15 protein-coding genes and 1 pseudogene are annotated in these 18,043 nt (G+C 64.3%); 4 read left to right on the top strand and 12 right to left on the bottom strand.

Going from position 1 to position 18,043, the window contains the following annotated elements:
* The first annotated feature begins 491 nt into the window (after positions 1-491).
* Complete coding sequence (locus VNH11_02215) at positions 492-1,385, top strand: sugar phosphate isomerase/epimerase (protein ID HVA45175.1); 894 nt, start codon at positions 492-494, stop codon at positions 1,383-1,385.
* Between the two features lie 137 nt (positions 1,386-1,522).
* Here VNH11_02215 and VNH11_02210 read toward each other — a convergent pair whose 3' ends face one another.
* A complete protein-coding gene (locus tag VNH11_02210) occupies positions 1,523-1,867 on the bottom strand; it encodes a hypothetical protein (GenBank protein ID HVA45174.1) in 345 nt (114 codons plus the stop codon).
* 605 nt (positions 1,868-2,472) lie between these two features.
* On the opposite strand from VNH11_02210, the gene VNH11_02205 reads away from it, so the two are divergent.
* Positions 2,473-2,793, top strand: a complete 321-nt coding sequence (locus tag VNH11_02205) for an Hpt domain-containing protein (protein HVA45173.1) — start codon at positions 2,473-2,475, stop codon at positions 2,791-2,793.
* 11 nt (positions 2,794-2,804) lie between these two features.
* On the opposite strand, the gene xerC is transcribed toward VNH11_02205, so the two are convergent.
* The 4 genes from xerC to fusA all read right to left on the bottom strand — a co-directional run bounded on the left by xerC (position 2,805) and on the right by fusA (position 7,307).
* Positions 2,805-3,704 carry a tyrosine recombinase XerC gene (gene xerC, locus VNH11_02200; GenBank protein HVA45172.1) on the bottom strand — a complete coding sequence of 300 codons (900 nt, stop codon included), beginning with the start codon at positions 3,702-3,704 and terminating at the stop codon, positions 2,805-2,807.
* A gap of 64 nt (positions 3,705-3,768) precedes the next feature.
* Positions 3,769-4,020, bottom strand: coding sequence for a hypothetical protein (locus VNH11_02195; GenBank protein HVA45171.1), 252 nt, complete (start codon positions 4,018-4,020; stop codon positions 3,769-3,771).
* A 59-nt stretch (positions 4,021-4,079) separates the two neighbouring features.
* Entirely contained in the window at positions 4,080-5,093 is a 1,014-nt protein-coding gene (locus VNH11_02190) for a hypothetical protein (GenBank protein ID HVA45170.1), read from the bottom strand.
* A 141-nt stretch (positions 5,094-5,234) separates the two neighbouring features.
* Positions 5,235-7,307: an elongation factor G gene (gene fusA, locus VNH11_02185; GenBank protein ID HVA45169.1), complete on the bottom strand. Its 2,073-nt coding sequence runs from the start codon at positions 7,305-7,307 to the stop codon at positions 5,235-5,237.
* A 146-nt stretch (positions 7,308-7,453) separates the two neighbouring features.
* On the opposite strand from fusA, the gene VNH11_02180 reads away from it, so the two are divergent.
* Positions 7,454-8,053, top strand: coding sequence for a glycine zipper domain-containing protein (locus VNH11_02180; GenBank protein HVA45168.1), 600 nt, complete (start codon positions 7,454-7,456; stop codon positions 8,051-8,053).
* A 316-nt stretch (positions 8,054-8,369) separates the two neighbouring features.
* Entirely contained in the window at positions 8,370-8,585 is a 216-nt protein-coding gene (locus VNH11_02175; GenBank protein HVA45167.1) for a hypothetical protein, read from the top strand.
* 4 nt (positions 8,586-8,589) lie between these two features.
* Here VNH11_02175 and VNH11_02170 read toward each other — a convergent pair.
* The 7 genes and pseudogenes from VNH11_02170 to VNH11_02140 form a co-directional block, all read right to left on the bottom strand.
* A pseudogene (locus VNH11_02170) lies at positions 8,590-9,021 on the bottom strand (deiodinase-like protein).
* Positions 9,022-9,036: 15 nt separating this feature from the next.
* Positions 9,037-9,840: a hypothetical protein gene (locus VNH11_02165; GenBank protein HVA45166.1), complete on the bottom strand. Its 804-nt coding sequence runs from the start codon at positions 9,838-9,840 to the stop codon at positions 9,037-9,039.
* A gap of 179 nt (positions 9,841-10,019) precedes the next feature.
* Entirely contained in the window at positions 10,020-10,376 is a 357-nt protein-coding gene (locus VNH11_02160; GenBank protein ID HVA45165.1) for a DUF5615 family PIN-like protein, read from the bottom strand.
* Positions 10,377-10,379: 3 nt separating this feature from the next.
* Complete coding sequence (locus tag VNH11_02155; GenBank protein HVA45164.1) at positions 10,380-10,610, bottom strand: DUF433 domain-containing protein; 231 nt, start codon at positions 10,608-10,610, stop codon at positions 10,380-10,382.
* A gap of 328 nt (positions 10,611-10,938) precedes the next feature.
* Complete coding sequence (locus VNH11_02150) at positions 10,939-12,249, bottom strand: DUF1552 domain-containing protein (protein HVA45163.1); 1,311 nt, start codon at positions 12,247-12,249, stop codon at positions 10,939-10,941.
* A gap of 225 nt (positions 12,250-12,474) precedes the next feature.
* Positions 12,475-16,692, bottom strand: a complete 4,218-nt coding sequence (locus VNH11_02145) for a DUF1592 domain-containing protein (protein HVA45162.1) — start codon at positions 16,690-16,692, stop codon at positions 12,475-12,477.
* Between the two features lie 199 nt (positions 16,693-16,891).
* Positions 16,892-17,584, bottom strand: a complete 693-nt coding sequence (locus tag VNH11_02140; GenBank protein HVA45161.1) for a hypothetical protein — start codon at positions 17,582-17,584, stop codon at positions 16,892-16,894.
* Positions 17,585-18,043 lie beyond the last annotated feature (459 nt).

The raw sequence follows: 18,043 nt of genomic DNA, 5'->3' as shown, positions 1-18,043 counted from the left end.
AATCAAGGAATCTCAGGGTAACAGCTTTCGCCGCCCTGCGTGGGCCGCGTCAGGACGTAACCAACGCAGCGGCAGGTACTTCCGGCAGGAGGTGCTGGCAGAACTCCAACGGGAAGTGTTACCCTGCTTTGAACCACGCCGTATTCTTCACAAGTGTTTTAGCTTCGTTCCCCGCTCGCCGGAGCTCGGCGCACCCCTTCTTCCGGCGGGCTGGGCGCGGAGCCCACCCCCCTGCGGCGCCGGTGGCCGCGGGACGCTCTGCGGCCGTTTCGCGGCCCGCACCGTCAGCACCGCGGTGGCTTCGTCGCGGTAGAGGGCTTCCAAGCGACGCAAGCCGGTCGCCACGTCCGACTGGGGCAGGCCAATCTTCGTCTTCACGATTTCGTGTTGGGGCAGCTCGTCGGCCAGGCGGCCAGCGGCCCTTTGAGTTACCGTGCGCCTTTGGCATAATGGCTGATTCGGAACACAGCACGCACCGCGAGAGGAGATCGATGTTCAAGAATCTGAATGCCAAGGCGCTGGGCCTCTCGGCAACACAAAGCGAAACGATCGAGCTGGCGCTGTCGTTCGGATTTCGAGGCATCGACCTCGATATCGTCGAGTTTGCCGAGGAGGTGACGTCCTATGGCTTGCCCAAGGCGCGGCGATTGCTCGAAAGCGCCAAGTTGAAGATCGGCACCTTCGCGTTGCCGATCGAGTGGCAGGCCGACGACCCGACGTTCCAAGGCGAACTGACGAAACTGTCGGATTTGGCCGCCTTGGCCGCTTCGATCGGCGCACGCCGGGCAGTCGGCGTCATCGTTCCGGCGAGCAACGAACGGCCCTACCACGAAAACTTCGAGTTCTATGGGCGGCGGTTGAGCGACCTCGGCCGGGCGCTGGAGCCGCACGGGCTGAAACTGGGCGTTGGATTCGATGCCGTGCCCGCTTCACGTGAAGGCAAGAATTTCGAGTTCATACACACGCTCGATGCGTTGCTCGTGCTGCTGAGCACGGTCTCGGCGCCGAACGTCGGGCTGTGGCTCGATGTCTGGCATGTCTGGCAGTCCGGCGCCTCGCTCGACGGGGCACGCCAGCAATTGACGCGCACGCAGTTGGTGGCCGTTTCACTTTCCGATGCGGCGCCGGCCGATGCCTCCGACCGGCATTCGGCCGATAGCCGTTGGCTGCCGGGCGAAACCGGAGTTATCGACGCTACGGCGATTCTCACGTCGCTGGCCGAACTGGGCTACGATGGTCCGGTGACGCCGTTGCCAGGCCGTCATCGGCTGCCGGGCATGCGCCGCGACCAGATCGTCAAACTGGCCGGCGAGAAGCTGGATGGAGTGTGGAAAGCGGCCGGCCTCAGCCCGTCCGGAAAGATTTCCGCTTCGGCCGGCCGCTGATTCCAGGAACGGGGCACCGGCCCATGAACCGGCAGCCGGATCCAAATAAAAAGCCCCGCTTGCCATCGTGACAAGCGGGGCATCCTCGGACGGGCTGACCGACGGCCCTGACGGCCGACGGGGGCACGTTTTAACGCTTAGTAGCCGCAGCCGCAGGTCGGGGCGGCTTCGCAGCAGACCGGAGCGCAGCAGGGCTGGCAGCAGCGGCGATGGTGACGGCGATGGTGACGGCGATGGCCGCAGCACGGCTCGCAGCAGGCCGGCTCGCAGCAGGCCGGAGCGGCGCAGCAGGTCGGCTCAGCGGCGCAGGTGGGAGCCGGAGCTGCGCAGCTCGGCTCACAGCAGGTCGGCTCGCAACAGGTGGGCTCACAGCAGCCACCCCCGCCGCCACGGCGGCTGAACAGTCCGGCCTGGGCGTCGTTGGCAAACAACGAGACGGCGCCGGCGGCCAGCAGCAAGGCAAACAGAATCTTCGCTTTCATGGGAGTCCTCGAAAAAAAGGAACAGGATGTTTCACTTTGTCGCCATGTAACTTGGGTCCCTCCGAGACTTCACAGCGACTAGCCTTTATGGTGCAGAAATCGTCAAACCTTGCGGCCCGCGTTAACTGGGTAATCTGGTTTCACGATCTGCCGATTGCCCGACTTGCACCGGTTCTATCTGGACCGGCATGCAAGGACGGGTTTTGAGGGCGGGATCGCGAGCCGGACAACGTCTCAGAATCGTTACCGCCGTGCAAACCGCTGCCGCCGCCAGACCGATCGGGCTCTGTCCGTCGTCGACTGATAGATGCCAAGCGATGCCCCAGTTTGACGCGCCGGGGCATCGCTTGGCCGCAGAGCGTGTCCTCGAACCGCGCCGGTCCTGGCCAAGCTCTGCCCCAGCCACCGTTGCTGCGTCGCGGTCGATCCATGAAGGGACGACGGACAGAGCAATAGGGCGACCATGCCGTGGTTGCGCGTTGGCCCGATTATGCGGGCCGCTGAATCATCGGCCTTGGCGAGTTGCGGTGCGGTGAGCGTGTGTTAGGGTTGTGGCGGAGCTCTCTTTCGGTTCGCGGATGCTTGCAATGAAGGGTACGGCAGCAATGACCCCCACGGCGCAGTTCGACGTCTTATATTCGCCGTTGGCCGAGGATCCGATGCTTGGTGAAATTGTGCGCTGCTACGTGGCGGAGATGCCCGACCGCATTGCCGCGCTCTTGGCGAGCTTCGGGTCAGGCGACCGCAACCGCCTCACGACGCTCGCCCATCAAATCAAGGGATCGGCCGGAAGCCACGGCTTTCACCAGCTCACGTCCTACGCGGCCGCGCTCGAGCAATTGGCGCGCGGTCATGCGTCCGACGAGGAGATCGGCGCCGCGGTCGGTGCCTTGGCGGAAGCCTGCCGGCGGGTGCGGTGCCGCTGATTGGAAACGCATCACTTGGCCCTGGGGTGGGCCTTCTCGTAGATGGCCCGCAGATTCGCCGTGCTGAGGTGCGTGTAAATCTGCGTGGTGACGAGGCTCTTGTGGCCGAGCAGCTCTTGCACGCTACGGATGTCGGCTCCGCCGTCGAGCAAGTGCGTGGCGAAGCTGTGCCGCAGCGTGTGCGGCGTGGTGCGGCGGTCGAGTGCCGCCGCCGCCAGGTGCTTTTCCAGCAGCCGGCCGACGCTGCGCGTGGTCAGGCGGCGGCCCGACTTGTTGAGGAAGACCGGCGTCTCGATGCCCGATGGCTCGCGCGGGCTGACGCGTCGCACCCGCAGCCAGGTGCGCAGGGCGGCGGCGGCATAGCTGCCGATGGGGGCCAGCCGCTCGCGTTTGCCTTTGCCGCGCACGCGGACAATGCCCTGCGATAAATCCACGTCGCCGTCGTTCAGCCCCACCAGCTCGCTCACGCGCAGGCCGGCCGAATAGAGCGTTTCCAGGATCGCCCGGTCGCGCAGACCCATCGGCTTGTCGGCCGGCGGCGTCGACAGCAGCCGGTCGAGATCGGCCGACGACAGAAAGTGCGGCAGCGCCCGGCTCTTGCGCGGGTTGCGCAGCGGCTTGGCGGGATTGCTGTCGGTCCATCCCTCGCGTTGGCCGAAACGGAAAAAGCTTCGCAGCGACGCCAATCGCCGGGCAATCGTGGTCTTGGCATACTGCTGTTCGTGCAGCGCCGAGAGATAGCCCCGCAGATCGAGCGTGGTCACGTCGCCCGGCGGCGGCGCGGTCGGATAACGCTCGCCCAGATAGGCGGCCAGCGCCTGCAGGTCTTCGCGATAGCTCTTGACCGTCAGCGGCGAGCTGTTCCGCTCGACCGTGAGGTACTGCAAGAAGCGGTCAATCGCGGGTTGCATGGGAGGGTTCAGGGTTCAGGGTTCAGGATGACGAACGCTTGCGCGTCCCTGAACCCTGAACCCTCTATTCATCCGAATCCGTGGGCAACGGCATCTTGAAGCGGCGGTTGACGGGCGGCGCCTCGACCTTGGGCGCTTCCTGGCGGATCTTCTGGCTCAACACCGCGGCGTCGTACCAGGTGAAGCTCAGCTCCGGGTTCGAGGCGTAGCGGCCCAGCACGCGCAGCGTTTCCGCGCGGCTGGCGTCGTCGTAGAGAAACACGTAGCGCTCGGCGCCCTTGACCAGTGCCAATACGTTGATGTCTTGTGATGCCAAGGCGGGTGTCCTCCGTCCGCGAGCGCTGGAATGCTGAAAAGTTCGTCCGTGTAGGGGTCTTATCGGCGAATCGGCCACCGCCACACTACTCGCGTTTGGCCCGCGCCGCCTCGGGCGGTGAGCATCTCGGCGATGTGCATGTGACAGCAAAACCGGATATAATCGTCGCTGCGCTGCAAATAGCCCTGCCAGCCGCCAAACCGAGCGTCGTCGCGGAAATAGACGTAACTGTCCAGCGCCGCCGTCACATCCTGATCGTGGCCGCTATACGTTTTCGTGTGCCGCAGCACCGGCTCGACCGATTCCTTCGTCCGCCGCGGCAGGGGTGAAGGGCCGGGCGGCTGAAAGCCGCTCGCGTCGGGCCAATCGGGCGGCAGGCCGCTTCCGGCCTGGGCCGCGATCTCCGTCGCCGGCGGCAAGGGCTGTTCGTGCGCCACAAGCTCTCCGGGTTGCTCATCCTCTTCACCCGGCGCGGCCTCTTCTTTTCTCTCGCCGTCGTCTTCCGAGGGCGGGGCAAGCTGGGCGGGTTTGAGGTATCGCGGGGTCTGCGTCTTCAACTGGGCGCGGGCCAGGGCCATCTCGGCCTCAAAGATCAGCGGGCCGGGAATCTCGTCTTCCTGGGGCGTGCCCCAGGGAAGACCATAGCCGGGCGGAATGGGATGGAAATTAGGATTGGCCGCGTACCATTCGATTTGCAAGGCGATTCTCGGCGGGTAATAGGGCGAAAAATCGGTCACGGCCCCCACCACCACGGCGTCGACGTCGAGAATCTGTGCCAGCTTGCGGGCCTCGGCGGGGCCATTCAACTGCATCCGTTGCGCTTCCAGCGTTTTCTCGACGACGCCGATGGGAATGACCTCGAAGCCCGGCACGTGTTGCAGCTCGCTGAAATACGCCAGGGCCACCTGCCGGCCATCGACCGTCGGTTCGGTGCTGAGATTGAAGAAGGGGGCGACGGCGACCCTCTGCAACTGCGGAAACGGGTTATGGACGGTGGCCTGCCGCGACGCTTCGGGCAACGTGCAGCCCGAAGCGAGCACCAGCGAGGCCCACGCCACAGAGAGCCGAAGCATCGAAACCGCGCATGTGAGAACAGCCCCCGCTGCTGCCGAATGCACCCCCAGAACCGTGTGGCCCTATGATCGGCAGAACGGTGAGCGCCTCTGCAGGAAAAAAGCCCGACGTCGGCCAAAGAGCGACCGGTCGGCGGCGGACTACGTGAACGCCTTGAGCACGTCCTCAGGTGCAGGCCCGTAGGCGGTCGGCTCCATCGAACACGACGCCCGGCCCTGGCTCAAGCTGCGGATGGCGCTGGAATAGCCAAACAAATTGGCCAGCGGCGCCTCGGCCTCGATCACCGTGTTTCGCCCGCGGACCAACGTCTCGGTAATCACCGCCCGACGCTGCTGCAAGTCGCTCACGATGTCGCCCAAGTGTTCTTCGGGCGTCAAGATTTCGAGCTTCATGATCGGCTCCAAGAGCACGATGCCGGCCTCTCGCAGCCCGGTGCGGAAAGCGTCGGCCGCCGCCCGGCGAAAGGCGATCTCGTTGGAACCCACCTCGCTCGTCTCGCCGCCCAGCACCGTGATTCTCACCTTCATCAGCGGATAGCCCAGCGAACCGCCGCCTTCGGCTTCTTGATTCAAGGCGTCGAGCACGGCGGACAACAACTCCGGCGGAATGCCTTCTGATTTGCCCGGCAGCACGCTCACCGCCCGCTCGCCCGTGAGCTGCGGCTCCATGCGGATGGTCACGCGGGCAAACAGCAGTTGGCCGGCGACATGCTGGTTGCACTCTCCGGTCACTTCGACCGCCTGCTTGATCGTCTCGCGATAGCTGACCTGCGGTTTTTTGACTTTGACGTTCAGGTTGAAGTCTCGCAGCAGGCGGTGCTTGATGACCTCCAAGTGCAATTCGCCCATGCCGCTGATGATGGTTTGCCCGGTCTCTTCGCTGGTGGCGGCCCGGAACGTCGGATCCTGTCGCTTGAGCATTTCCAAGGTGTCGGCCAGCTTTTTTCTTTCGGCGGAGGTCTCCGGCTCGATGGCCATCGCCATGACGGTTTCAGGGAACTGGATCGATTCCAACAGAATCGGCTGCTTGGCGTCGCAGAGCGTGTCGCCGGTGACGGAATTTCGCAGGCCGATGATCCCCACGATGTCGCCGGTTTCGACCTGCGGGACTTGTTCTTTCCGGCTGGCCTGCACGTGCCAGAGCTGGGCCACGTTTTCTTTCTTGTCTTGGCCGGGATTGTAGGCCCGCGTGTTGGCCTTCAGCACGCCGGAATAGATTCGCACAAAGTTCAGGTCGCCATGTTTGTCGGCCACGACCTTGAACACCAGACCGCAGAAGGGTTCGTCGTTGGAGGGCTTGCGCTGCAGTTCTTTGCCGGGCTTTTGCGGATCGGTGCCTTTCACCGGCGGGCGGTCGAGCGGGCTGGGCAGGTAATGGCCGACCGCGTCGAGCAGCGGCTGAATGCCGATATGATCGAGCGCCGAGCCGCACAGCACCGGAACGATCAACCGGTGCGTGGTCGCATCGCGCAGCACCCGCCGCACCAATTCGTCGGGCACGGGCGATTCGGCCAAGGCCAGCTCCATCAACTCATTGCTGTAATCATAGAGCTTCTCCAGCATCTGGTCGCGCCACAATCTTGTCTCGTCGAGCAGGTCGTCCGGGATTTCCGACTCGACGACTTCTTTGCCCATGCTCTCCGGCGTAAAGGTGAGGAACTTCATCGTCACCAGGTCGATGATGCCGCGAAACGCGCCCGCAATATGCGGCGGCCCGACGCCGACGGGAATCTGGATGGCCACGGGGTTCGCTTCCAGCCGGTCGCGGATTTCATCGAGCGTGCTGTGGAAATCGGCCCCCTCGCGGTCCATTTTGTTGATGAAGGCGATGCGAGGCACGTGGTAGCGGTCGGCCTGCCGCCAGACGGTTTCGCTCTGGGCCTCGACGCCTTCGCGGGCACTGAACACCACCACTCCGCCGTCGAGCACGCGCAGGCTGCGCTCCACCTCGGCCGTAAAATCGACGTGGCCCGGCGTGTCGATCAAATTAACGGCGAACTGCTTCCACGAAAAGCTGACGCTGGCCGAATAGATGGTGATGCCGCGCTGCTGCTCTTCGGGATCGAAGTCGGTCTCGGTCGTCCCCTTATCGACCTCGCCCATGCGGTGCGTGGCGCCGGCGTAGTAGAGCATCCGCTCGGTGACCGTGGTCTTGCCGGCGTCGATGTGGGCGACAATGCCGATGTTTCGCAGGTTTTCTAAGCTCTGAGCCATTTTTGGTGCTTTGTGGTGTAGTATCCATCGTCGCGACGCGACGCGGGGTCGTCAACGCCAACCCCTCTTGACCGGGCCGGGCCGATGTACGATGATTCGCCCCGCGCCGGTCAGGAGCAAAACCAACGCCGGGCCAGGACCAGATCATGCTTTGCTTGGGACAATCCCAGTTTTTCATCGCCGCCTGTGGCGCCCTGCTGACCGCGGGCTGCACTTCTCCCTATTACGCCGACCGCGGCGCCGCGTTCGGCGGACTGACGGGCGCCGGCGTGGGCGCTCTGGTGGGCGAAGCCGTGCGGCATCCGGTCGCCGGGGCCCTCGTAGGAGCGGGCGTGGGCGCCGTGTCCGGAGCGGCGGTCGGAAACGGCCTCGATCAAATCGAAGCCCGCAACCGGGCCGCCATCGCCGCCACGATGGGCCGGCCGATGCCGCCGGGGGCTGTCGGCATCAACGATGTGATCGCGATGTCGCAGGCCGGCGTCAACGAAGAGGTGATCGTCAATCACATTCGCTACAACGGAGTTCAGGCGCCGCCGCAGACGGGCGATCTGATCACGTTGCAGCGGGCCAACGTCAGTCCACGTGTGACCGCCGCGATGCAACAACCACCGGCTCCGCCGCCAGCGGGAGTCGCCATGGCGCCGCCGCCCGTCATGATGGGCCCGCCGCCACCCTGGGGTTATCCGGGCTATTACTATCCGCCGCCGCCGCCGGTCGGTTACGGGTACGGCATGGCGTTTCGGTAGGCGGGGAGTATACTTGAACTATGCCCACGCAGTTGGTCGATGTTGACCCGCGCACATTGCATTTGCCCACGTCGCGGCCATCGGGCGCGGATGCGTTCAAGTTGCAGCGGCAAATCATAGGGTTTGGCAATTCAATGGTTGGCATGCCGCCGCCGATCGTATTTCGTGGTTCGGACGGACAATTGGTCCTTTACGATGGCGTGACGCGGGCAACTCGGATCGCCAAGTTAGCGCCTGGCACGCTCATTCGAGTCGAGGTTGTCGGCAGCCTCGGTGGGCCGGTCGGATACTTGCCGACAATTGGGAGCCTATTACCATGATCGCCTCGGAACGTCAGGAAATCTTGCGACTCTTGGAGCAGTTGAGCGCGATGATGCCGCAAGTTCGCTTTGGTCAGTTGATCGTCAACCTATCTTATCTCGCGGTCGCACCGACGAACGAGGCGATTTGGGACATGGAAGACGAGCAACTGCTTACCGCGATCCAAAAGCATATTGCCGATTTGTCCGAGCGCGCCGCCGGCGTCGCTTGATCAACTACCTGCCTCCGGCCTCCGGCGGAACGTCGGCCTCCGCGCGGCCGCTTGTTTCGTCGAGCAACAATATCACCAGCGACTGCTCCATCTCGCCCGGCTTGAAGCCGAACGGCCCCCGGCCGCTCTTGTAAGCGATGCGGCCGCCGCGAGCGATCACATAGAGCCGGTCGGGCATGCCGCTGTAGGCCCGGCCCACGCGGTCGTCGACGTCGTCGACCAACAGCGGCATGGAGATTTCCAACACCTTGCAGCACTCGGCGGCCACGTCGACACGCTCGGCAAGCTGCGTCGGTTGATGGATGGCAGCCCCCGCTTCGTTTTTGAACTTGCCGGGCCAGGCCCCGCCCACCGGATGGGCCTCGCGAACGTAAACGGCCACAAACTCGGCCTGGTCGCCATAGCGGCCGTGCAGGTCTTCGAGGATCCCAAACTGGGACCGGAAGGGGCCTCACGTGAAGCTGCCGAAGATCAACACCACCGGCTTCTTCTCATAAAGGTCCGACAGCCGCACCCGCCGCTGATGCCTGTGGTCGGCCAACTCGAAATCGGGGGCGCGACCGCCGATGGCCGGCCCTTGCGAGACGGAGCCTAATTCGCCCGTCACGAAACCTCGCAGAAAGTCGAATGGCGACGGACCGTCGTCTGAGTTTGCCGGCTGGGGCGGAAACAGCGCCGCCTGAAGCTCGGCCGGCGTGATCGAAGCGCCGTCGAGAGCCGCGCGTTCGAAGAACTCTCGCCACTCGTCCTTGGTGATTTGACCGTTGCGGTCGCGGTCGATTGGCCCGAACAACCGCCTCGTCTGCGACATCTGCTGCACGTAGGGCGATTCACTCGACCAATCGAAATCGTCTTCTTCGATTGTGCCGTTTTGATCGCGATCGAGCCTCGCCAGCAAGTCTGCGGCATCCGGCGGAAACCCTTCGGGCGCGATCTGGCCGTCATGATCCTCGTCGTAGCGGTCGGCGAGCCATTGCCAGCCGAAGCGGCTTTGCCCGTCGTGGAACCACCCCTGGCCGGCGTCGGGCGGCTGACCGTGCGCCAGCGCAACGAGCATCTCGACGATCTCGATTCGCCGCACGTCGTCGGCCGCTTCGAGGCCGCGATCAAGGTAGCGCCGTGGGTCGTACCAGCGCGGTCGCTTGTTGCCCGGCCGCGTGGCCGGTTGGCCGAGGGCGATACCTGCCGACGCCAGCACGCAGATCGCCGTCACCAAGAACCGCCTGAGTCGACGCAAGTGAGTGCAAAGAAGCATAAGTGGCACAAGTAACGCGGCAGAAACAACGGTTGCGAGCGAAATACTGAATCTAGTCTACCACAGCGATTGCCGGCTATGCGCACTCTTCCGGTCGTGCAGGGTTGATCGCCGGCAAGCAGGCTGCGCGACCCGATGCTCATGCTTCCGCCAGCCGTTCGTTGGAGTCGCCGAACTGGTCAAGGTAGCGGAACAACGCGCAACCGACCTTCCTGGGCGACGGCGAAGTGGCCTTCCCAGTTCACGGACTGCCCTAACACCGCGATCACGAACCGCGCAACATAGTCGGGAAAATGGACCCGCGGACGAAAAAGGATCACGCCGCACGTTGCTGACTTTCCCTGGCGAAATGCCATCTCCCCAAAGTCCTTATCGAACGTCAACAACACGCGGTTTTCCGCCATCGAGGTTCGCAGCACCGTATCGTCGTCAACACCGGGCTGCAGCTCCTTGATCCACTTCAAATCGTGGCCCGCTTGTCGCGCTGCATCGACCACTTCCTGTGGCACGTTTTCATCCGCCAGAAACGCCGCCATGAGTCACACAGGCAAAGGGTAGACTCGTTCCAGTTTCACGGCCTCCGTGGCGTAGCGCAGCGCCGCCTGAATGTCTTCTTCTGTCAGGTGCGGATAGCTCTTGAGGATTTGCTCATGTGACCACCCTTCGGCCAGCAACTCCATCAGGAACTCGACGGCGATCCTGGTGCCCTTGATTACGGGCTTGCCCACCAGCACTTTCGGGTCAACGCTAATTCGATCTTGCCAGTCCATCGTGTTTGGTCGCTTTCTGTTCGAGAATGGTCTCCGCGTATTCGATCAACTTAAAAAGGGCCAGCGGACCGCCGTAGTCCTCACGCCGGACGCGCCGCCCATCCAGACCGGTAGTGTCGAGCGAAATCACATCTCGTACTGTGAAACAGCGATCCCTCCAGGCTTCGCGAATCTCCCATTTCGGATCGAAGGGATTGTGCGCGAATGCGTTTCGGATGAGCCTGGAAATCTGGAACGCTGACGCAACCCCTTGGTCTGGAATGTGAAACGGATCCGGATGTATATCGCAAAGTTTTTTATTAGCAGACCGACGCTCTGGGCAGTCTAGTTACACCTCCGCCAGCCGCTCGTTCGAGTCGCCGAACTGGTCAAGATGCACGCTCGCCTTGTCGAGCAGCGAGAGGAACAGGCTGCACATCTTGCGGTTCGGCTTGCCAAGATAGTCGAGCACTCGGCCAGCATCGATCTTGCCGCCGCCGCGGCCCAGCAGCACCACGGGCAACTGGTTCGCCTCGTGGTTGCCCGTCAGCATGCTGGAGCAGTAGAGAATCATCGAGTTGTCGAGCGCGGTCCGCTCGCCCTCCTGGATGCCGTCCAGCTTGCGGGCGATGTAGGCGACCTGTTCCAGGAAGAACTGGTTCACCTTCAGCCAGTCGGCCGTGTCGGAATGCGAGAGCAAGTGGTGGATCATGTAGTCGACGCCCAGGTGCGGAAAACGCAGCGAGCTGTGGTCGTTGTTCAGCTTGAGCGTCGTCACGCGAGTGGTGTCGGTCTGGAATCCGAGCACCAGAATGTCGCACATCAACCGCATGTGGTCGGCGATGTTCTGCGGAATGCCGTCGGCGGGCCGCGGCATGTTCGGCCCGGCCAACGTCGGCCGCCAGCCTTGCAATTCGCCCTGCTTTCCGGCCTGCTCGATGCGCTGCTCCACCTCCCGCACCGAATCGAGATATTCGTCCAGCTTCCGCTGGTCGGCCGCGCTCACGCGGCGGCGGAAGTCACGGGCGTCGGCCAGCACCGCGTCGAGCACGCTCTCGTCGCCTTTTTGCACTTCGTCTTTGAACAGCCGGTCGAAGGCCAGCGCCGGATAAAGCTCCAGCGGCGTGGGCGTGGTGGGAGAGCTCCACGAAATGTGCGAGCTGTAGAGCATCGAGTAGTTCTTGTGGACCGAGGGGTTCGACTTCTCGCAGCCGAGCACGAGGCTGGGTACTTTGGTCGAGTGCCCGGCGCGCTGGGCGATCACCTGGTCGAGGCTGGTGCCCGACCGGATCTCGCCGCCGGAGGCCAGCGGCGCGCCCGACAGCAGATTGCCGGTCTGCGAACTGTGGATATTTCCCTTGAGGGCCTCCGCGTTGTAAAGGCCGCGGATAAAGAGCATCTTCTCGCGGAAGTCAGCCAGCGGCGCCAGCACCTGGCCCAACTCCATGTCGCGGCCCGCGCCTTTGGCCCACCACTCACGGCTGTGAAAACCGTTGCCGGAGAACAGCACCGCCAACCGCACGGGCGCATCGCTGCCGCCGCTGTTGGCGACCGGCGCGGCCGGCTCGTCGCCCCATACCGAAAGCGATTCCATCCAGGGCAGGGCCATCGAGACGCCGACGCCTCGCAGGAAGATACGACGCGAAAAGTGATGGGTCATGAGAGAGTTCAGGGTTCAGGGTTCAGGGTTCAGGGTTCAGGGGGGCGGTGGCTGGGGCAGAGCTTGGCCAGTTCGATGTCGAAGCCCGAAACAACGATGCGGCCAAGCGATGCCCCGGCGGGCACCACCGGGGCATCGCCTGGCCGCAAAGCGTGCGCGCATTCAACGTCTCGCTCGGCCAGGCTCTGCCCCAGCCACCGTTTTTACTTCTACAGCAGCTTCCGATCATAGCGCCTCCTCAACTTGCCGGTCGCGACCGCGGATCTCGCGAAATTGGCGGCTGCGAACAATCGTCTCGATGGCCGAGGAAAAGCGATAATCGTTTTCCTGCAAGTTGCGTTCGATATCCTTGAGCAGTGGCATGTCGGAAAGCTGCACGCCGCGGCCCAACGCATATCCTAGCAGCTTTCGACAGAATTGCCGTACGATCGCCTCGCGCCGCGCCGTCAGCAGGTACTGGCGCAGCCCGTCGATCCCCTCGAATTGAGCCCCGTCCAGCAGCTTGGCGTGCGTGTCGATCGGCCGGCTCGAAAGGTCGTGTTCGCGGCGGCCGCCGATGGCGTCGAATCCTTCCAGTGCGAAGCCCAGCGGGTCGATCCGGGCGTGGCAGCTCGAACATCGGGCGTCGCTGGTGTGTTTTTCGACAAGCTGCCGCACCGTCAAGCCCTCGGTCGCCGTCTCGTCTTCGGGCAAGCGGGGCACGTCTTTGGGCGGCCGAGGGAGGCGTTCGCCGAGCAGTGCCTCGCTGATCCAATTGCCGCGCAGAACCGGGCTGGTCCGCGAGGCGCCCGACTGCTTGGCCAACGTGGCGGCGAAGCCCAGAATGCCTCCCCGGCCATACTGCCGCGCGCCATCCACCCGCCGCCAATCGCCTTCCACGCCGGCGATGCCGTAATGCCTGGCCAGCGAGGCGTTGACGAACACGTGATCGGCGTCCCAGATTTCCAGAACCGGGCCGTCGCGCTGGAACAGGTCGGTGAAGAAGCGGACCGCCTCTTGATACATGTCGCCCCGCAGCGCGGCGAAGGCGGGAAAGTGCCGCTCGCTCTTTTCGTCGAGCGCGTCGAAGTCGTAAATGTGCAGCCATTGGCAGGCGAACTCCGTGGCCAGCCGCCGCACGCGCTCGTCGCGCAGCATGCGGCGGGCCTGCCCGGCGAGCACGTCGGCATCCGTCAACCGTCCGGCCGCGGCCACCTCGCGCAGCTCCGCGTCGCCGATGGACGACCAAAGGAAATAGCTCAGCCGGCTGGCCAACTCGCAGTCCGACACCGGGGCGGACTGCGTGCCCGGCGGCGCCTCTTCCAGCCGATAGAGAAACGCCGGCGCCACGAAGACCCGCGCCAGCGTGAGCCGAAACGCCTCGTCGTGCGGCAACTCCTGCCGGCGAAGGCGCTGATACAACGCCCGCAGCTCCTCGGCCTCGCCGGGCGCAAGCGGCCGGCGAAAGGCCAGCGCCGCGAAATCGACCAGCGCGTCGAGCTGCCGCGGTTCGCCGGCCACGAGCAGTTCGCGGAACTCGGCCGCGGCGTCGTAAATCGGCTTGCGCAGCGGCTCGATCAGCCGCGGGTCGCTGTCTTGCGTGGCGTACTCCAGAAGCTGAGCGAAGGAGTCGACGATCGTCAGCGCGTCCTGGCTGACGAAGTGCAGATCTTCCCATAGTCGGTCGAGCCGGGCACGCTGGGCTTCGTCGAGCATCAGCCGCACGAGCGGCCCGTCTTCGCGATGGAACTGCGCCAGCGTGATGACTTCGTCGACCGGCACGACGCGGCTGTAGCACAGCGCGGCGGGGAACAAGCGGCGGAAATCGTCGAACGCGGCTTTGAAACGCTCGGCCGCCGGAGAACCGTCGTTGACCAACACCGGGCCATCGCCCCGCAGCATGTCGAGGCGGTCAGGCGGGGAAGTGAGCACCGCCAACTGCGCGCTCCCATCGGCCGCGGCAGGGTGCAGCACGCCGGTGGTCACCAGCTCGCAGCCGGCAACCAAATCTGCCGGCAGACGCACGACCACGACCGACGGCGCCTGCACGCAGAGACTCGCGGCATCGACCGCGGAGCCATCCGGATGCCGGCCAAACCGCGCCGGATCGATTCCCCAGTCATCTTGTGGCACGGGCGTCCCGCCTGCTGCCTCTTGTCTCGCCGGCGTCCCGCCTGTCTGCGACCTCGCGGCCGTGAAAAGGGGTCCACTCAGCGACGCAAGCTGCCGATAAAGCAGGGCGTCAGCGTGGTTCGTGTCGGCCGGCGGACCATGGACGAGCAACGTTTGCACTTCGTCCGCCAGCTTCAGTTTTTCGTCAGGCGAGCCGGCGGATTGCCAGCGTGCCAGCACGCTGCCGGCGGGAATCACCGGCCCTGTCTCGCCTGCTTTGACCGGCTCGGTATAGAAATGCCAGATGTTCAAGTTGCCCAGGCTGTCGCCGTGCGGATTGCCCGCCAGCACGTCGCCGCTGACATCGCGCGTCAGACGCCACTCGTGGGGCGGCCTTCCCAGGCCGTCTCTCTCAAGCGGCCCCACATCCGGCGACGGGCTCGAAGCCCGCCCCACGACTTGAATCACCAGCTCGACATCGGTCAGATCGCAGGCATGATTACCATCGCGTGGACCGATAACCAGCGAGATCAAGTCGCCCTTCTCGACGGGGAAGTTATCGACGGGTCCGACGGAGACCGGTTTGCTCCCTTGAGCGATGCCCGTGGCCAATTGCTGTCGCGTGCCGCCGCGCCGCCACTGGAGCGACCACGTCACGCCGTTGCCGCACTCAGGATGTGCGTGCGTCACCTTGCCTTCAACTCGCAGTTGAGCGGCGATGGGGCTTTGCCACCCCACGGCCACGTTCAACGACGGCGAGGGATGGACCGCCACCGCGTGCGGGTTCATGTTTCCGGGGATGCGCACGTGCTGGTCCGACGAATTGGCCACCAGCAGGGGTGTTTCGCCGGTACCCCAACCCTGGATGAAGTCGTAGTTGCCCGAACGCTCCAGTTTCGACTTGAAATGATCGAGACGAATGGCGGTGTCGGAGCCGATGCCCAGATAGTCGAGCCACGCGGAGAGCGACACCACATCGACGCCGTGCTTCTCCGCGAGTTCAGCGCCATCGACCTTCTCGCGGCCGCTGGCCTCGGCCGCGGCCCGCAAGCAACGGGCGGTCGAAGCAAAGAGCTTTTCGCGGCGGGCGACCAGATCGCGCGTCACACCGCGGACGTCGCGCAGCAACAGATCCGCCCGACCCGGCGCAACCAAACGCGGCGCCTGCCACACGACCACGTCGCCGGTGTTTCCGTCGCCGGCATCGCCCGCCGCCAGATAGACGGTCACTTCCTTGGCATCCGCCGGCTCGGGCAGCTTGAGGCGGATCTCGTGGCGGCTGGTAAGCGGATCGACCGGCACGATCCAGGGCTTGATATGCCCTACCTTCTGAAACCGCGACAACACGTTCTGCCAGCCCGCCACTTCCGCGGCCAGCGCCCCCGCATCGCCCGTCTTCGCGGTTCGCCAATGCGCCCGCAACACATCGAGCAGCAACGATCGACCGTGTGGTGCGGGCGTCCCGCCCGCCTCCCCTCGTAGCGTAGGCGTCCCGCCTGCGTCACCCCCGTTCAGCACACTCCAGAGCGAACCCAAATACCGCGAGTTCAGTCCTCGCTCGGTGGCTACGCCCTCGATCGTTTTTCCCCCGTTCGTCAGTGCCTCGCGTTCGTCGAGCGTCGCGGCCAGATACCTTTCGAGGGGAATCCGTCCCTCGCCGTCGGCGAATCGCCCGTAGAACTTTTTGATTTCCGCGATGATCTCGTCCGACCAGTCCCGCCGGGTCGTGCCGGCGGAAAACCGCATGCCGTCGGGCAGCAGCACCGCGTGCGACGCAATCTCCTTGCCGGCATCGAGATACTTGGTCACCAGCGCGGGCGACATGGCCAAGGCCGCGCCCGCGTTGGTAAACCCTTCGCCCGCGGCGCCGTCGGCCGGAAACTCACGGGCAACCTGCAAATCCGCCCCGGTCAGATCGCGAAGGGTGTAGGTGTATTGGGCATTGTTCAACCGCCGCAAGACGACGGGCCCCGGATCGCCGGCACTGGCCTGGGCTTCGGCGTCGAGATAACGCTCGACCCATGCCCGAAGTTGCTTCCGTTCGTCGGGCGACGGCTGCTCGGCGCTTTTGGGCGGCATTTCGCCGCCCGCCAGCATTTCGGCGACTTTCTGCCAGACGCGTGCCGCCCGTCGCACATCGGCCAGTGCGGTGAAACGTTCCAGGTCGAGTTCGCCCTCATGGTCGGCGGTCGAATGGCAATCGGTGCAATAGGCGACCAAGATCGGCCGCGTGCTGCCGGCATACTGCTCGGCCAGTGTCTCGAACGACTCAATTTCCGCCGCGAGGCCGCAAGCCGCCAGGCAAATTGCTATCGCGACGACGGCAACACAGAGTAGAACGGGCCGGTGCAAAGGCTGGTCCTCGTAAGGTGGGAACCCCGCTGCCGCCAGAATCGACCATATCGCGCCGGCCCGCGTGGGTCAACGTGCTCAGGCCCCAGTCGCGGAACAAAACTCGCATCAGGGCGAAACCAGTCCCGGCGCGCCGGGACTGGCCCCGCCTTACACGTTTGCCTTTCGCGGAGCGAAAGGCGACTTAACAGGGCCCTTTTTACGAAGCTCGCTGAAGCTGCTCGCGGTCCTTGAGGTATTCCACCAGATCGGCGTAAGGCGTTTTCAGATCCATCAGCAGCATTTCGGCGAAGGGGCCGTCATGGCAATCACCGCCCTGCACGACCACTTCCAGGCCGGCCAACAGGTCCTCGAACAGTTCGACCAATCGCGGCAACGGACCGCCAGCCGCATCCTGCCACGGTCGCGACCGCAATTCGAGCGCTGCCGTGTTCACGGCGGGCTGGCCGGACGCCGCCGCTCCAACCGGCGCAGCACCCGGCAGGGCCTTTTGACCTTGGTCCGCCGCCTTCTTCTTGCCGCTGGGCAGCACCAGCAGCCTTTTCAACATGATGCCTGCCTCCTGGGGGGTTATATGGTGCAACGTTGCACCATGCATTCCGCCCAGGCGGTCGCACTCGGCGGCGAAGTCCATATAGCGCCGGGCGGTCCAGCGCGAGGCCTTGAAGTTCGCGGCCAGCCAGGTGAGCCACTGGCCGAGCGGGCGGCAAATGCGGTTCGCTTCCAGCAGCGCGTGTCCGGCCTGATTGGCGCAGACCAGGCCGTTTTTGAAGGCGGAGCCCACGTTCGCATGCGCTTCGTTGGCTTCTTTGGCAAGCTGTTCCAACCGTTGCGAGATGGTCGGCGTCAGGGCCTCTTCGGCGGTCCTCTGGGCGGGCAGTTTGTTCGTCACGGCAATCTCCTTCGCAAAAAAGAACTCGTTATCAACGATACGTTGTTAAATGTACACAATAGCATTATAGGTGTCAAGCGTCCAGATAATCATTTTTTCGTATCGTCCCACCGGCGGTCGAAGAATTCCTGGCATGGCCGTTTCTAGCCAGCTCATCTACAAAACTTCCAAACGGAGGGTCCCATGCCGCTACGCGATCACTTCCACACGAACTCGACGGTTCTCAAGTGGGAAGCCCACCAGTCGCGCCGCCAACCTTTACGGCGAATTGTTGGATGAACTCGGCGCCCCTCGGACGGCCGTGTCGCGGAGCGTGATCTACGCGGCAACCTGCCGCGGCCGTCGCAACGGCCTACGCTGGCGGCTGGAGTCCTGGGAACACAACCTCGCCGTCGGCAGCGCACTGCCAAGCCTACCCGTTTGGCTTTCTCCGGATCTCATGGTCCCCTTGGAACTGGA

Source organism: Pirellulales bacterium (assembly GCA_035533075.1).
GTDB lineage: Bacteria > Planctomycetota > Planctomycetia > Pirellulales > JAICIG01 > DASSFG01.
Note: the sequence above shows the minus strand (reverse complement) of the source record. Positions and strands in the feature narration are given on the sequence as shown.

Coding starts and splice junctions, on each gene's coding strand:
- VNH11_02215 (HVA45175.1), top strand. CDS start 492: ATGTTCAAGAATCTGAATGCCAAGGCGCTGGGCCTCTCGGCAACACAA.
- VNH11_02210 (HVA45174.1), bottom strand. CDS start 1,867: ATGAAAGCGAAGATTCTGTTTGCCTTGCTGCTGGCCGCCGGCGCCGTC.
- VNH11_02205 (HVA45173.1), top strand. CDS start 2,473: ATGACCCCCACGGCGCAGTTCGACGTCTTATATTCGCCGTTGGCCGAG.
- xerC (HVA45172.1), bottom strand. CDS start 3,704: ATGCAACCCGCGATTGACCGCTTCTTGCAGTACCTCACGGTCGAGCGG.
- VNH11_02190 (HVA45170.1), bottom strand. CDS start 5,093: ATGCTTCGGCTCTCTGTGGCGTGGGCCTCGCTGGTGCTCGCTTCGGGC.
- fusA (HVA45169.1), bottom strand. CDS start 7,307: ATGGCTCAGAGCTTAGAAAACCTGCGAAACATCGGCATTGTCGCCCAC.
- VNH11_02180 (HVA45168.1), top strand. CDS start 7,454: ATGCTTTGCTTGGGACAATCCCAGTTTTTCATCGCCGCCTGTGGCGCC.
- VNH11_02175 (HVA45167.1), top strand. CDS start 8,370: ATGATCGCCTCGGAACGTCAGGAAATCTTGCGACTCTTGGAGCAGTTG.
- VNH11_02165 (HVA45166.1), bottom strand. CDS start 9,840: ATGCTTCTTTGCACTCACTTGCGTCGACTCAGGCGGTTCTTGGTGACG.
- VNH11_02160 (HVA45165.1), bottom strand. CDS start 10,376: ATGGCGGCGTTTCTGGCGGATGAAAACGTGCCACAGGAAGTGGTCGAT.
- VNH11_02155 (HVA45164.1), bottom strand. CDS start 10,610: ATGGACTGGCAAGATCGAATTAGCGTTGACCCGAAAGTGCTGGTGGGC.
- VNH11_02150 (HVA45163.1), bottom strand. CDS start 12,249: ATGACCCATCACTTTTCGCGTCGTATCTTCCTGCGAGGCGTCGGCGTC.